General features: G+C 64.4%; 16 protein-coding genes. All 16 read right to left on the bottom strand.

Features of this window, described 5'->3' with window-relative positions:
- Positions 1–3 precede the first annotated feature (3 nt).
- Positions 4–1,650, bottom strand: a complete 1,647-nt coding sequence (gene fliF / locus HNQ71_RS28050) for a flagellar basal-body MS-ring/collar protein FliF (protein ID WP_184876527.1) — start codon at positions 1,648–1,650, stop codon at positions 4–6.
- Positions 1,651–1,785: 135 nt separating this feature from the next.
- Positions 1,786–2,853, bottom strand: a complete 1,068-nt coding sequence (locus HNQ71_RS28045; RefSeq protein ID WP_184876525.1) for a flagellin N-terminal helical domain-containing protein — start codon at positions 2,851–2,853, stop codon at positions 1,786–1,788.
- Between the two features lie 279 nt (positions 2,854–3,132).
- Complete coding sequence (locus HNQ71_RS28040; protein ID WP_184876523.1) at positions 3,133–4,134, bottom strand: flagellin N-terminal helical domain-containing protein; 1,002 nt, start codon at positions 4,132–4,134, stop codon at positions 3,133–3,135.
- A gap of 231 nt (positions 4,135–4,365) precedes the next feature.
- A complete protein-coding gene (gene fliP / locus HNQ71_RS28035; protein WP_095084514.1) occupies positions 4,366–5,097 on the bottom strand; it encodes a flagellar type III secretion system pore protein FliP in 732 nt (243 codons plus the stop codon).
- On the bottom strand, positions 5,094–5,588 hold the full coding sequence (locus tag HNQ71_RS28030) for a flagellar basal body-associated FliL family protein (protein WP_184876521.1): 495 nt from the start codon (positions 5,586–5,588) through the stop codon (positions 5,094–5,096). The genes fliP and HNQ71_RS28030 overlap by 4 nt, the downstream gene beginning before the upstream one ends.
- A gap of 19 nt (positions 5,589–5,607) precedes the next feature.
- A complete protein-coding gene (gene flgH, locus HNQ71_RS28025; protein ID WP_184876519.1) occupies positions 5,608–6,315 on the bottom strand; it encodes a flagellar basal body L-ring protein FlgH in 708 nt (235 codons plus the stop codon).
- Positions 6,312–6,896: a MotE family protein gene (locus HNQ71_RS28020; protein ID WP_184876517.1), complete on the bottom strand. Its 585-nt coding sequence runs from the start codon at positions 6,894–6,896 to the stop codon at positions 6,312–6,314. Before HNQ71_RS28020 ends, flgH begins: the two co-directional genes overlap by 4 nt.
- A 3-nt stretch (positions 6,897–6,899) precedes the next feature.
- On the bottom strand, positions 6,900–8,141 hold the full coding sequence (locus HNQ71_RS28015; RefSeq protein ID WP_184876515.1) for a flagellar basal body P-ring protein FlgI: 1,242 nt from the start codon (positions 8,139–8,141) through the stop codon (positions 6,900–6,902).
- Positions 8,138–8,674 (bottom strand): flagellar basal body P-ring formation chaperone FlgA, encoded by a 537-nt coding sequence (flgA, locus tag HNQ71_RS28010; RefSeq protein ID WP_246462184.1) that lies wholly within the window; start codon positions 8,672–8,674, stop codon positions 8,138–8,140. The genes HNQ71_RS28015 and flgA overlap by 4 nt, the downstream gene beginning before the upstream one ends.
- A gap of 5 nt (positions 8,675–8,679) precedes the next feature.
- Entirely contained in the window at positions 8,680–9,468 is a 789-nt protein-coding gene (gene flgG, locus HNQ71_RS28005; RefSeq protein ID WP_184876511.1) for a flagellar basal-body rod protein FlgG, read from the bottom strand.
- 11 nt (positions 9,469–9,479) lie between these two features.
- The gene (gene fliE / locus HNQ71_RS28000; RefSeq protein WP_184876509.1) at positions 9,480–9,806 is read right to left on the bottom strand and encodes a flagellar hook-basal body complex protein FliE; all 327 of its coding nucleotides are present in this window, start codon (positions 9,804–9,806) and stop codon (positions 9,480–9,482) included.
- Positions 9,806–10,222: a flagellar basal body rod protein FlgC gene (gene flgC / locus HNQ71_RS27995; protein WP_184876507.1), complete on the bottom strand. Its 417-nt coding sequence runs from the start codon at positions 10,220–10,222 to the stop codon at positions 9,806–9,808. The genes fliE and flgC overlap by 1 nt, the downstream gene beginning before the upstream one ends.
- 2 nt (positions 10,223–10,224) lie before the next feature.
- Complete coding sequence (gene flgB, locus HNQ71_RS27990; RefSeq protein WP_184876505.1) at positions 10,225–10,605, bottom strand: flagellar basal body rod protein FlgB; 381 nt, start codon at positions 10,603–10,605, stop codon at positions 10,225–10,227.
- Between the two features lie 83 nt (positions 10,606–10,688).
- Entirely contained in the window at positions 10,689–11,558 is an 870-nt protein-coding gene (locus HNQ71_RS27985; RefSeq protein ID WP_184876503.1) for a hypothetical protein, read from the bottom strand.
- Positions 11,539–12,957 carry a flagellar protein export ATPase FliI gene (fliI, locus tag HNQ71_RS27980; RefSeq protein ID WP_184876501.1) on the bottom strand — a complete coding sequence of 473 codons (1,419 nt, stop codon included), beginning with the start codon at positions 12,955–12,957 and terminating at the stop codon, positions 11,539–11,541. The genes HNQ71_RS27985 and fliI overlap by 20 nt, the downstream gene beginning before the upstream one ends.
- Before the next feature lie 3 nt (positions 12,958–12,960).
- Positions 12,961–13,683, bottom strand: coding sequence for a flagellar basal-body rod protein FlgF (gene flgF, locus HNQ71_RS27975; RefSeq protein WP_184876499.1), 723 nt, complete (start codon positions 13,681–13,683; stop codon positions 12,961–12,963).
- Between the last annotated feature and the right edge of the window lie 6 nt (positions 13,684–13,689).

Genomic DNA, 13,689 nt, shown 5'->3' with positions numbered 1-13,689 from the left:
GGTTTAGGCCGCGACTTCCTGAGCGGCCCATTTGCGCAGGATCTGCGCGGTGCGCTCCTCGTTGAGGTCGACCATTCGGGCAAGCCGCTCCTGCGGCGCCGGCCTGATCTTCTGGCGAAGATCGTCGAGCGGTGTCGGACCGGGCCGCGCGCCGGGCAATGCGCCGACAGCGACGCTTTCGGCGTTCGCGGTTGCTTCCGGTGTCGGCAGCGAGCGCTGGACGTCTTCGTAGCTGGGGCCTGCCAGGGCCGGCGTCGCCTTTGCCGTCAGCGCCGCCGCCATCGGCCTCAGGCCGAAGAAGGCGACCAGGAACACCACGACGATGAAGGCGCCGGCGTTGATCAGCGTGCCCGCATGTTGGCCGATGGAATCGAGCATTCCAGCCTGCGGGATCGCCTCGCCGTCCAGCCCGTCGATGAACTCGACCGCCGAGACGTCGATGACGTCGCCGCGCTTGTCGTCGAAGCCGGTGGCCGAGGTCACCATCTTCTGGATTTCGGCGACGCGCTTGGCAATCTGCTCCGGTGTGGCGTCCTTGCCGAGGATGGTCATCAGCCGCTGCTGGTTGACGACGACGGCAATCGACATTTTGGTGACGGTGTAGCCGTTGGAGACGGTGGCGATCTTCTTCGAATTGATCTCGTAGTTGGTGATTTCTTCCTTGCGGTCGTTCTGCGAGGAGGATTGCGGACCGTCGGTGGCGGTTGACTGGGTCTCGGGCAGGTTCTGCTCGACGCTGGCCGGGGTCGAGGCCTGTTTCTGGTTGTTGTTTTCGTTGGCGCGCACCGACTGCACCGAGCGCTCGACGCGTGAATTCGGATCGAAAATGGTTTCTTCCGTCTGGCGGGTGTCGGTGTTGACTTCGGCCTTGACGCTGGCGCGGAAATTGTCGGGGCCGAGATAGGCCGTCAGCGCACGGCGGATGTTGTCGCCGATCTGCGCCTCGACGGTCTGCTCGACGCCGAGCGTGCGGGCGGCGCTGGTGTTGGAAGGATCATCGCCCGCGGCCAGCAGGTTGCCGCTGGAATCGAGCACCGTCACCTTGTCGGCCGACAGGCCGGGCACGGCGGCGGCGACGAGGTGGCGGATCGACATGGCGCTCTTCTCGGCGTCGATGCCGGCGTAGCGGATGACCACCGATGCCGAAGGCTGCTGTTCGTCGCGGCGGAAATTGGCGCGTTCGGACATGACGATGTGGACGCGCGCCGCCTTGATGCCTGAAATCGACTGGATGGTGCGGGCGATCTCGCCCTCCAGCGCGCGCACGCGGGTGATCTGCTGCATGAAGGAGGTGAGGCCGAGCGAGCCGACATTGTCGAACAGTTCGTAGCCGGCGTTGGCGCTGGTCGGCAGGCCCTTTTCGGCAAGAAGCATGCGCGCCTGCGCGGTGGTGCCGGCCGGCACCAGCACCGAGGTTCCGTCGGCGCCGACATCGAAGCCGATGCCGGCTTCGCCCAGCACCAGGCCGATCTGGTTCACGTCGGCGCGGTCGAGCCCGACATAGAGCGTGTCGTAGGCCGGACGGTTGAGATAGACCGAGGCGATGCCGATGACGCCCATCACCAGGACGGCGATGCCAGCCAGCATGGCAAGGCGCTTCACGCCAAAGCCGCGAAGATTCGAGATGATGCTCTGGATCTGTTCCGGCACGGTTCGACGACTCCCAGCATGACTGTCCGCAGGAACAGTAGTCTTCGAAGCTTGTGCGAAAATGAAATCGGGCCGCGCTTGCGGCGCGGCCCGTCAATCGGCGTGCGAAAAGGAGGGCGCCGGTGGCGCCCGCGACTAGTTCTTGAACAGCGACAGGATGCTCTGCGAAGCGCTGTTGGCGATCGACAGCGACTGGATGCCGAGCTGCTGCTGAACCTGCAGCGCCTGGAGCCGGGTCGATTCCTTGTTCATGTCGGCATCGACGAGCTGGCCGACACCACGGTCGATGGAGTCCATCAGGCTCTGGGTGAAGGTCTTCTGCAGGTCGATGCTGCTCTTGGCCGAACCGAGGATGGTGGCGGAATCGGTCAACTGCGCCATGACCTTGTCGATCCTGGTGACCATCTGGGTGATGATGTCGTCGGTTACGCCGGCCGCAGTGATGTCGAGGTTGTAGGCGGAGATATTGTCGACCCTGGGGACGACCGCTCCCGCCGCCGCCTGACCAGCGGTGTTTGCCGCGATGTCCGTTGCTCCGCCAGCGAGCGCGGTCGCATAGGCGTTGTCATACAGGGTCTGGGCGGCTCCCGTGGAATAAATCGAAGTCTGGCGATCGAGGGTGCCGCGATTCTTGACCTCGGTGGCAAGGCCGTAGTCGAAAAGCTTGGTGCCCTCGACATCGATGTCGATCGTTCCGATCGAGACGGCGCCCGACGAGGAGCGATTGAACGAGGACACGATCTGGGAGTCGGCCTGGACGCCATCATTGGGGACGGCAGTCTGCTTGGAGGTTACCGCAAGGAAATTCGAGCCTGAGAAGGTCGCGGCATCGGCAAAGGATTTCATCTGCGCCTGAAGCGCGTTGATCTCGGTCTGGGTTTTTGCCTTGGCGGCAGCCGTCTGGCCAACGGTCGAAAGCAGCTTGGTCTTGATCTGGCCGATCGTGGTCAGAACATTATTCATGCCGGTGTAGGCGGTGTCGACTTTCGAGGCGCCGAGGCCGAGTGCATCCTGCACCGTCGACAGGGCCGCGTTGTCCGAGCGCATCGTGGTGGCGATCGACCAGTAGGCGGCGTTGTCAGAGGCCTGCGAGACCCGGTAGCCCGTCGAGATGCGAGCCTGCGTCTGTTCGAGTGACTTGTTGGTGGCGCTGAGGCTTTGAAGTGCGGTTAACGCCGCAGCGTTTGTCATGATGCTCGCCAAGAAAGTCGCTCCTTCTCAAAAACCGACATGCTCAGACATGCCGGACAGGCCTGTTCAACGGGTGGCATCGTGCCGGTCGGACCGATTCGCCAACGGTCGTAAGCTATTGGTTAACCATAACTAGCGCGGCATGGTTAACAGCCTGTTAAAAGCTGGCCTTTGAGAGTTAAGGAACGAGCATTGTGCGAGGCTTGCAAAAGCAAGTCGAGCAAACGCAAATCGGGCCGCGCTTTTGGCGCGGCCCGATGTTTAGTGCGAACTGTGATCAGGCGTAGGCGATTAGCCGCGGAAGAGCGACAGGATCGACTGCGACGAACCGTTGGCGATCGACAGCGCCTGGACGCCGAGCTGCTGCTGGACCTGCAGGGCCTGCAGACGGGTCGATTCCTTGTTCATGTCGGCATCGACGAGCTGGCCGACACCGCGATCGATGGAGTCCATCAGGTCGGAGGTGAAGGTCTTCTGCAGGTCGATACTGCTCTTGGCGGCGCCGAGCGTGGTGGCCGAATTGGTCATGTCGGCGAGCGCGGAGTCGATGACGGTCAACATCTGCTGGATCTGCGTATCGCTGGCAGCTTTGCCCGTTGCGGTGTCGAAGATCTTCAGGCTGGCGGCCGAATAGGTGTCGGTGGCCGCCGCAGCAGCGCCCAGGGTCGGAGCCGAGGCCGTGGCGGTGGCCACACCGGTGGTGCCGAGGCGCTGCGTGTCGAGGATGCCCTTCGCCAGGCCCACGGTGGTGCCAGCTTCATACAGCTTGATGCTTTCCACCTTGACGTCGATGGTCGAGATCGAAGCCGCGCCGGCCGCGTCACGGTTGAACGCCGACAGGATCTTCACATCGGCAGCCGTCGTGGCCGTCGTGCCGCTGTTTACGGACAGCATGTTGGTGCCGGAGAAGGTGGCGCCGTCGGCGTAGGACTTCATCTGCGCCTGGAGGGCGGTGATTTCGGTCTGGGTCTTTTCCTTCGAAGCATCGGTCTGGCCGTAGGATGCCAGCAGCTTGGCCTTGATCTGGTTGATGGTGGAGATCGCGCTGTTCATGCCGGTGTAGGCGGTGTCGACCTTCGATGCGCCGAGGCCAAGCGCGTCCGAAACGGTGGACATTGCCGAGTTGTCCGAGCGCATCGTGGTGGCGATCGACCAGTAGGCGGCGTTGTCCGAGGCCTGCGAGACGCGATAGCCGGTCGAGATGCGGGCCTGGGTGTCCTGGAGGGATTTGCTGGTGGCGTTAAGGCTCTGCAGAGCCGTCAACGCGGCGGAGTTCGTCATGATGCTGGACATGGTACTCGTACCTTGATTTTACAGGTGTTTTTTTGACATACCGGGTCTCCCGGTATGACGGTGCGGCATCATGCCAATGATCTCTAGAATCGATCACCCGCCATCTGCGAGCGAATATGCGGGCTAGTCCCTACCAAAGGACTAAACCGGACGGTTAATCGAAAATATATTGCTTGAATTCTGCGCTGGAGACGCGATGGCGACCAGCCGCCAGGGATCAGCTGCAAGCGCTCAGTTGAAGGAGCGCACCAGGCTGCCGACAAGCAGATTCCAGCCGTCGATCAGGACGAAGAACAGGATCTTGAACGGCAGCGACACCACCGTCGGCGGCAGCATCATCATGCCCATCGCCATGGTGATGGTGGCGACGATCAGGTCGATGACCAGGAATGGCAGCACGATCAGGAAGCCGATCTCGAAGCCGCGCCGGATTTCCGAGATCATGAAGGCAGGCACCAGGATGCGCAGGTCGACGGTGTCGCGCGAAACGGTCTGGCCGCGCTCGCGGGCGAGATCGGCGAAGAGGTCGAAATCCTTGTCGCGCACATTGCGCAGCATGAAGGTGCGGAATGGATCCGAAATCTTGTCGAAGGCTACGGTCTGGGTGATCTGGTTGTCCATCAGCGGCTTGACACCGGTGTTCCAGGCCTGATCGAAGGTCGGCGCCATGACATAGAAGGTCATGAACAGCGACAGTGAAATGAGGATGAGGTTGGCGGGCGTCGACTGCAGGCCGATGCCGGCACGCAGGATCGAGAAGGCGATGACGAAACGGGTGAAGCTCGTCACCATGATCAGCAAGCCAGGCGCCACCGACAGCACAGTCAGCAGGCCGAACATCTGGATGATGTAGCCGACGGTCGTGCCATCGGCCTTGCCGATGCCGCCGAGATCGAGTTGCTGCGCCGCCGCGACGGAGGTGGCGGCGGCGATCATCGCCGTGGCGAGAAGGAACTTTCTCATTCGAGCAGCAATGTCCTGATAAGAATCTGCTTGGCGTGACCCTGGCTGCGGATCGAGGCTCGTTCCTCGAGATCTGCCTTCAGGTGCTGGTAGCCGCTGGCGCCCTCGATCTGATGCATCTTCAAGGTGCGCACCAGGGCCAGAAGGTCCTGGTGGATGTCGTCCGACATGGACTGGGGCTGCGGCCCGTCATAGACGACGGACGCTTCCATTCTGATCCAGGTATCGGCAGGCGAGGCGATGTTGGTGGTGATCGGCGCCAGCACGACGAGCGTCGGCCCCACGCCTGCCTCACCGGCAGCGGCGGGCTGTGCGGTCTTGCCTTCGTTCTCCGGCGCGACCGGCACCGAGGCCGGTGCGCCGACGCCCTTGAGATAGCCGCCGGACATCCAGCCCATGCCGATCGCAGCTGCCGTCACAACCAGCAGCATGACGGCCTGGATGGCAAGGGAGGGACCCTTGCGCGGCAGAATCTGTTCAACGTTTGCCACGGTGCCGTGTTCTCCAATCTTAGAACGGAAGGACCTGGTCGAGAATCTGCTGGCCGTAGGCAGGTTGCTGGACCTCGGTGATGCGGCCGCGCCCGCCGTAGGAGATGCGGGCTTCGGCGATGCGTTCGTAGGGGATGGTGTTCTCGGCGCCGATATCGGCCGGCCGCACGATACCGGCGAGGGTCAACACCCTGAGCTCGGCGTTGACGCGCACTTCCTGCGATCCCGTGATCATCAAATTGCCGTTCGGCAGGACATCGGTGACGATGGCCGCGACATTGAGCTCAAGCGTTTCCGAGCGCTTGATCTCGCCGTCGGCCGTGGTGTCGGTGGTGGAGCTGAGAGCGCCGGAACCCTTGCCGGCGGTGCTCCACTTGTCCCACTGCGCGCTGAGGTCGTAACCGAGCTTGCGGTTGGCGGTGCGGCTCCTGTCGTTCTGGTTCTTGAAGTTGGCCCTGTCGTTGATCTTGATCTTGACGGTCAGGATGTCGCCCTGCGACAGCGCCCGCGGGTCGGTGAACAGCCGGCTCTGGCGGTCATCCCACAAGGAGAATTTCTTGACCGGTGTGGGCGGCGTTTGCGGATAGCGATAGAGGGACGAGGTGTTGCCGCCGTCGATGCCGGAGCCGACCGGGGACAAAGCCGGCTCCTTGCCGACCTCCTTCAGATTGGTTCCGCAACCGGACAGCCCGGCGACCGCGCACAGGACGAGCATCTTGCGGATCATGACGGATCTACCCTTCGGGCTGCGCTGGCCATGATGCCGGTGAGCGTCGCCGCCGCCGTCTGGTCCATTTCGTTGAGGATGACGCTCGCCTTGCGTGAATCGAGCTTCATCAATATCGCCGCCGCCAGGTCGGCGTTGACGATGGCCAGCCGCTCGGCGGCGGCGTCGGGCTTCATGCCGGCATAGATCTGGACGACGCCGTCCTCGGCGCGGGCCAGGAAAACCTCGCGCCGCTTCAGCCAGGTCTCGTATTCGGCCCGCTTCTCCTCCAGCGCCTTCATGCGCTGGTCGATGCCGGCCTGCAGCTGCTTCATCTCTTCCGCCTGCAAGGCATAGCGGCGGTCGCGGGCGGCGTCGGCGATGTTGGAGCAGAAGCGTTCGATCTCGCTTTGATCCGGCGCCTTTTCCCGCGTCAATTGCTGCGGTGGCTCGGCGGCCGGCGCGCCCGGCAGGACCTGGCGAACCGTTTCCTCGCCGCGCGCCGTGCTGCCGGCAAAGGACATGGCGACAACAGCGGCCGCGAACAGGATTGCGGCGGCGGGGCGTCTTTCGTGGCGTGAGAGGGAGCGCTTCATCGGCATCGCCTATTGCAGAACCAGATCGGCCTGCAGGGCGCCGGCCGACTTGATGCCCTGCAGAATGGCAATGATGCCGTCCGGCTGGACGCCGAGACGGTTGAGGCCGGAAACGAGCGTTTCGAGATCGGGTCCGTCAAGCACGGCGACGCGGCCATCGGGGCGGCTGGCTTCGATGGCGGTGAAAGGCTCGACGGCCGTCTCGCCCTTGGAGAAAGGCTCGGGTTGGACGATGCGCGGCGCTTCGGTGATGCGCACGGTGAGCGTGCCGTGGCTTATGGCGACCCGCGAGATCTTGACGTCGTTGCCGATGACGATGGTACCGGTGCGCTCGTCGATGACGACGCGGGCCGGGGTGTCGGATTCGACCACCAGGTTTTCGATCTCGGCATAGAAGCGCGCCGCCGAAACGCCCTTCGGCCTTCTGATCTGCACGGTGCGGGCATCGCGCTCGGCCGCAACTCGCGCGCCGAAGCGCTGGCTGGTATAGTCGTTGATGGCGTCGGCGATGCGAATGGCGGTCGAAAAATCGGGATTGCGCAATTGTAGGGTCAACGTCGCCTGATCGTCGAATTCGGCCTGGACCGCGCGCTCGACGATGGCGCCGTTCGGCACACGGCCGGACGTCGGCACGCCTTGCGTCAGCTTCTCGGCTTGTCCCTTGGCGACAAAGCCGGAAACGATGACCGAGCCCTGGCCGACGGCATAGATCTCGCCGTCCGCGGCCTTCAAAGGCGTCATGATCAGCGTGCCGCCGGCGAGCGAGGTGGCGTCACCCATCGAGGAGACGTCGATGTCGATGCGGGCGCCGGACTGCACGTAGGGCGGCATGTTGGCGGTGACGATGACGGCGGCGACATTCTTGGCGCGTGCGCTGCCGCCTTCGGTGGCGATGCCGAGATTTTCGAGCATGGCGCGGATCGATTGTTCGGTGAACGGCGAGTTGCGCAGGCTGTCGCCCGATCCGGCGAGCCCGATGACCAGGCCGTATCCGACCAGCTGGTTGTCGCGCGAACTCTGCAGCTGGGCGATGTCCTTGATGCGCGAGGCGACCTGACCCGGCGGCAGAGAACTCGGCCCCGACGAAACCCTGAACATGCGGCTGGTGGTGGCCGGATTGTATTCCGGATCGTCGTAGACGCCGCCATTCTTGGCGGCGAGATCGCGCTTGGCCTTGGGCGTCAGGCCGTCGGCCAGCGCCGGCTGCAGGCCGAGCACGGCCGCCAGGATCAGGGCAAGTCCGCGCATCATGAAGCGCTGACCTGGATAGTCCCATCCGCCATCACCGTGCCGGACAGGATCTTGCCGCTGTCGACGTTGCGGACCTTGACGAGGTCGCCGGCGGAACCCGGCTGCAACGTCACCGCGGTGGCCGAGATCGTCAGTCCGCCGGCGATGAAGAAGACCTGCACGGACGCGCCCTGTTCGACCAGCCAGGCCTCGCGGACGGCGGCGGAGGGAATGTAGCGGCCGGGCAGCAGCGTGCGCTTGGCGACCTTGCCGTCGAGTTCCTCGGCCCGCGTGGCGACCGCGTCCGGCTTGTGCTTGCCGGCGATCAGGGTCACCTTTTTCAAGGCAGCGAGCTCGATGGTCTCGCCGGGATAGATGACCCGGTTGGGGATCAACACAACCTCGCCGGCAGGTTGGTTGCTGGCGATCTGATTGGCCGATTGGCCTGTCGATTGATCTGCCGATTCCTGGGCGAAAGCCGGCATGCAGCCGGCCACCAGCGCAAGGACAAGCGCGGTGCGGCGGAATGCGGAGCAGGAGATCGGCATGGCCATCATCCCTACCTGATGTTCTTGGAAACGACCGAAGCCATGTCGTCGGCGGCCTGGATGACCTTGGAATTCATCTCATAGGCGCGCTGCGCCGAGATCAGCTCGGTGATTTCCTTGACCGGGTCGACGTTCGAGGCCTCGAGATAGCCCTGCTGGATGGTGGCAAAGCCGGGATCGCCCGGCACGCCGACATTCGCCGGGCCGGAAGCCGTTGTTTCCTGGAACAGGTTGTCGCCGAGCGGGGCGAGCCCCGCCTCGTTGGCGAAATTGGCGATCTGAATCTGGCCGAGGTTCTGCAGGTCGGTCTGGCCGTCGATGCGGGCGAAGACCTGGCCGGTCTTGTTGACGATGACCTCGACGGCGTCGGTGGGAACGGTGATTGCCGGAATGACACTGGCACCGTCCACCGTCACCAGCTGTCCGGTGGCATTGGTGTTGAGGGCGCCGGCGCGGCTGTAGAGCGTGCCGCCGTCGGCGCCTTCGATCTGGAACCAGCCCCTGCCGGTCAGCGCCAGGTCGAAACTGTTGCCGGTGCTGGTCAGTTCGCCCTGGGTGTGCACGTTGCGCACGGCCGTCGTCTTGACGCCGAGGCCGATCGAGACGCCCTCCGGCACCAGAGAGGCGTTGGAGCGGTTGGGCACGCCCTGCGTGCGGTCGACCTGGTAGAGCAGGTCGGAGAATTCGGCGCGGGCGCGCTTGTAGCCGGTGGTGTTGATGTTGGCGATGTTGTTGGCGATGACTTCCAGATTTGTCTGCTGGGCATTCATGCCGGTGGCGGCGATGGCGAGTGCTTTCATGGCGGAATTCCTCAGATGCCCATTCGGCTGACTTCGAGATAGGCGGAAACCACCTTGTCGCGGATGGCGACGGCGGTCTGAAGCGCCTGCTGCGCGCTCATCACGGCGTCGACCACCTGACGGGTGTCGGCGTCGCCCTTGAGCGCCTGCACCGATACCTGCTCGGCATTCTCCATCGTGTTGACCGTCTTGGAGGCCGCCTGGCTCAGCGCCTCGGCAAACGAGGTGCCGACATTGCCGCCAGCCGAGGGTGTCGCGCCGCCCTGGAGCAGGCTTGTCACCGCGTCGTCGCCACCGACCGAGGACTTGAACTGAAGGGCTCCGATGCCGCTGATCATTACTGGTTCCTCATCAGGTCGATGGTCATGGAAATCAGGTCGCGCGCCTGCTTGACGACCTGGAGATTGGCTTCGTAGGAACGGTTGGCCTCGGTCATGTCGGCCATTTCGATCAGCACGTTGACGTTGGGCATCTTGACATAGCCCTTGTCGTCGGCGGCCTCGTTGCCGGGTTGGAATTCGACGGGAAAGTCACTGGGATCGCGATCGATCGAGTTGACTTGGACCGTCGAGCTGCCGGAGGTCCGGTCGAGCTCGGAGACGAAGCTGATGGTCTTGCGGCGATAGGGATCGGACCCTGGCGTTGTGCCGGTCGACTGGGCGTTGGCCAGGTTTTCCGAAACAACGCGCAAGCGCTCCGATTGGGCGCCGAGGCCGGATGCTGCGACTTTGAGGGCTGCGGTCAGCGCGTCCATGGTCAGCTCTTCACCGCCATCATCATCATCGAATGGAACGCCTTGACGATCGCCGTGTTGAGCTCGAAGGAGCGGCGCACTTCGCCGGCCTTCATCAACTGGTCTTCCAGCACCACCGAGTTCTTGGACGGCATGACAACGCCATCATCTTCCTGCGGCTTGATGGTGAAGCCGGCATTGGTCGCCGCGTTGCCGAGATGGCCGGCCTGCGTGGCCTGCAGCGACACCGCGGTGCAGTCAAGCACCTTTTCGAACGGCTCGACATCGTTTGCCGTGTAGCCCGGCGTGTTGGCGTTGGCGATGTTGCCGGCAATGGCGGACTGGCGCACGGCAAGCCATTGCGCTTGCTTGGCGGCGAGGTCGAAAAGGGAAACGGGCTCCATGGGAATCTCCGGGCGGGTTCCCGAAGACTAGGCCGCCAGTCTTGCGCGGACCTTGCGGATGGCCGGACGCCCGAGACGGGGCGTCACCTGGAGAGTTCGATCACCTGGTCGGTGCTGGTGACCATGACCCATTTGCCGTTGCGCTGCTCGATGGAAGACACTTGGCTGGAGTCGGGCAGTGTCGAGCCGCGCTGGACGATCCACAGTCCGGCATCGTCCTCGATCATGGCCCGGCCGTTGGCGACATGAACCATGCGGAATTTCGCGGCGTCGGCCGGGAAGGGTTGTTCATCGGGCGCCGGCGCGGGATTGGCGTCATCCTGCACGGTTCCAGTGGCAAACAGATCGAGATTGGCTGCCGGTACGTCCTTTACCGTCAGTGGCGCGCTGCGTTCAGCGACCACGCCGCCGCCCGCCCGTCCCGAATTGGTCCCGGTGCCGCCGAACTTGATCGCCTGGACGCCAAACTGTTCCTGGTTGAAGAAGATGTACCAGGGAAACAGGGCGCAGATCAGCCCCAGCGTCAAGCCGAGCGCGGCAACGACGAAATCGCTGCGGCGGTCGGACTGTTTTTTCAGCCTGGGAAACTGTGCCTTTGGCGGCTGCGGCCATTCGGTGCGTGGGAACAGGCCCTCGATCAGCGAGTCGCGGCTGGCTTGCGTCATCTCGCCAGCCTCTGCCTGGGGATCCTTGGGCAGAGCGACCTCAGCAGCCTTGGGCCAAACAGGCTCGGCTGTGGCAGCCCTCGGCAGGATTGGCTTGGCAACCCTGGGCAGGATTGGCCTGGCAGCCCGGGCTAAAACAGCCTCGGCTTTCGCAGCTATGGCGCGGGCAGCCTTTGCCTTGGCAAGTCTGGCTTCGTCAGCCCTGGCTTGCTCCTTGGCGTTGGCCTCCGCGATCATCTCGCGCAGGATACGCTCGGTGTACTGGCGTTCAGTCTCCTGCATCGGCATTCAGCTTACCCTTGAGGTGACGGGCGAGATCGGAGAACGGTTCGGCGGACGGACGGTCCTTGGGCGATTGCGTCAGCGCCTCGTAGATCAGCGGCACCTGGCGCACGGCAATATCGAGCTCGGCGTCGACGCCGCCCTGATAGGCGCCCAGCAGACGGATGTCGCGCGTGTCCTCGAAGCGGGCGATCATCGACTTCAGCCTCGTCACCAGCGCGCGCTGTTCGGCGCTCCAGGCCTTGCCGGCAAGACGCGATATGGACGACAGCGGATTGACCGGCGGATAGCGGCCCTGTTCGGCGATCGCACGGTCGAGCACGACATGGCCGTCAAGGATGCCACGCACGGAGTCGGCGACCGGGTCGTTGTGGTCGTCGCCGTCGACCAGAACGGAAATGATGGCGGTGATCGATCCCCTGCCTTCGACACCGGGGCCTTCTGCGCCCGGCCCGGCGCGCTCGAGCAGCTTGGGCAGTTCGGTGAACACCGAGGCCGGATAGCCGCGGGCGACCGGCGGCTCGCCGGTTCCCGTCGCCACCTCGCGCAAGGCATGGGCGAAGCGGGTGATCGAATCCAGCACCAGAAGCACGCGGTGGCCCTGGTCGCGAAAATGCTCGGCGACGCGCATGGCGGTGTCCGGCGCACGCCGACGCATCATGGCGCTCTCGTCGCTGGTGGCGACGACGGCGACGGTCTTGGCCATGCTGTCGCCGATCGTATCCTCGAGGAATTCACGCACTTCGCGGCCGCGTTCGCCGATCAGCGCCACGACGACGGTGTCGAAGGCGTCGGCGCCGGCAAGCATGGCGAGCAGCGTCGACTTGCCGACGCCGGAGCCGGCGAAGATGCCGAGGCGCTGGCCGAAGCAGAGCGGCGTGAAGATGTCGATGACCTTGACGCCGGTCATGAAGGCGGTGCCGACGCGCTGCCGCGCCATGGCGCCGGGCGTCGTCTGGGCACCGCTCAGCGTGTCGTCACCCCTGACGAGGGACGGGCCGGCATCGATCGCCCTGGTGAGCGCGTCGATGGTGCGGCCGCGCCAGGAGGCATGCGGCGCCACCGCGAGCGGACCGCGACGGAACACGGCATCACCGATGCCGGCATCGGCGCTGCGTTCGAAGGGTGCGACGACGACCTCGTCACGACTGATCTTGACGATCTCGCCACGGCGCGCGCCGGCATGGCCGCGTTGTTCGACGATGTCGCCCAGCCTGGCGAAGTCGGAAAGGCCGCGTACCTTGTAGTGCGTGGACGTGACTTCGACGACGCGGCCGCCGCGCTTGAGCAGCGTCTCCGTGCCGGCGAAACGCCGCCATACCCGTTCCAGCGCGGCAAGCCGGTCTTCCGGAGCCGGCTGGAGCTGTTTTTCGGGTGCGCGGAGCGATGGCTGGTCGAGCGACATGGACTATTTCGAGCCGAGCGTCTTGATCGCCTCGTCGGTGGAGGAGTCGGTCTGCCGCATCAGGGCCGCGGTGTTCTCGAACGCGCGCTGCACCTGGATCAGCCGGGTGATCTCCAGCACCGGATTGACGTTGGATTCTTCGAGGAAGCCCTGGGCGATGCCGGTATCGGAGCGATCGGTGACCGGCTCCGGCGTGCGCGCCGGAATGATGCCTGAATTGCCGTAGCGGACGAAATTCTCGCCGGGATCGAAATCGTAGAGGCCGATGGAGCCGACAAGCTGATCGTTCTGGCGCAGCGAACCGTCGGCCCCGGCCTTGGGCGGACCGTTGCGGGGGTCGAGTTGGATCGGCGCACCGCCGGCGTCGAGCACCGGGTGGCCCTCGATCGACATCAGCTCGCCATTCTCGTTCATCGAAAAGCGCCCGTCGCGGGTCATGACGGTGCCGACCGGCGTATCGATGGCGAACCAGGCATCGCCCTGGACGGCGAAATCGAACGGATTGCCGGTCTCGGTCAAGGCGCCGTGGGCGCCGGAAAGATAGGTCTTGCCCGAAGACGCGAAGGATACCGACTTCGGCCCGGTGCCGGAGACGACATCCTCGAATTTCACGCCGGTGGCGCGAAAGCCGATCGTCGAGGCGTTGGCGACGTTGTCGGCAATCGTGTCGAGGCGGCGCTCGAGCGCGATCTGTGAGGAAAGGGCGACGTACAGGCTGTCCCGCATGATGGT

It is taken from the genome of Mesorhizobium sangaii, assembly GCF_014207355.1.
GTDB classification, from domain to species: Bacteria; Pseudomonadota; Alphaproteobacteria; order Rhizobiales; family Rhizobiaceae; genus Mesorhizobium; species Mesorhizobium sangaii.
The sequence above is the reverse complement of the archived record's forward strand: the minus strand, read 5'-3'. Positions and strand labels throughout refer to the sequence as shown.

Excerpts from the sequence above, each read along its gene's own strand:
- HNQ71_RS28040 (WP_184876523.1), bottom strand. The coding sequence starts at position 4,134 with ATGTCCAGCATCATGACGAACTCCGCCGCGTTGACGGCTCTGCAGAGC.
- fliP (WP_095084514.1), bottom strand. The coding sequence starts at position 5,097 with ATGAGAAAGTTCCTTCTCGCCACGGCGATGATCGCCGCCGCCACCTCC.
- flgH (WP_184876519.1), bottom strand. The coding sequence starts at position 6,315 with ATGATCCGCAAGATGCTCGTCCTGTGCGCGGTCGCCGGGCTGTCCGGT.
- HNQ71_RS28020 (WP_184876517.1), bottom strand. The coding sequence starts at position 6,896 with ATGCCGATGAAGCGCTCCCTCTCACGCCACGAAAGACGCCCCGCCGCC.
- HNQ71_RS28015 (WP_184876515.1), bottom strand. The coding sequence starts at position 8,141 with ATGATGCGCGGACTTGCCCTGATCCTGGCGGCCGTGCTCGGCCTGCAG.
- flgA (WP_246462184.1), bottom strand. The coding sequence starts at position 8,674 with ATGGCCATGCCGATCTCCTGCTCCGCATTCCGCCGCACCGCGCTTGTC.
- flgG (WP_184876511.1), bottom strand. The coding sequence starts at position 9,468 with ATGAAAGCACTCGCCATCGCCGCCACCGGCATGAATGCCCAGCAGACA.
- fliE (WP_184876509.1), bottom strand. The coding sequence starts at position 9,806 with ATGATCAGCGGCATCGGAGCCCTTCAGTTCAAGTCCTCGGTCGGTGGC.
- flgC (WP_184876507.1), bottom strand. The coding sequence starts at position 10,222 with ATGGACGCGCTGACCGCAGCCCTCAAAGTCGCAGCATCCGGCCTCGGC.
- flgB (WP_184876505.1), bottom strand. The coding sequence starts at position 10,605 with ATGGAGCCCGTTTCCCTTTTCGACCTCGCCGCCAAGCAAGCGCAATGG.
- HNQ71_RS27985 (WP_184876503.1), bottom strand. The coding sequence starts at position 11,558 with ATGCCGATGCAGGAGACTGAACGCCAGTACACCGAGCGTATCCTGCGC.
- fliI (WP_184876501.1), bottom strand. The coding sequence starts at position 12,957 with ATGTCGCTCGACCAGCCATCGCTCCGCGCACCCGAAAAACAGCTCCAG.
- flgF (WP_184876499.1), bottom strand. The coding sequence starts at position 13,683 with ATGCGGGACAGCCTGTACGTCGCCCTTTCCTCACAGATCGCGCTCGAG.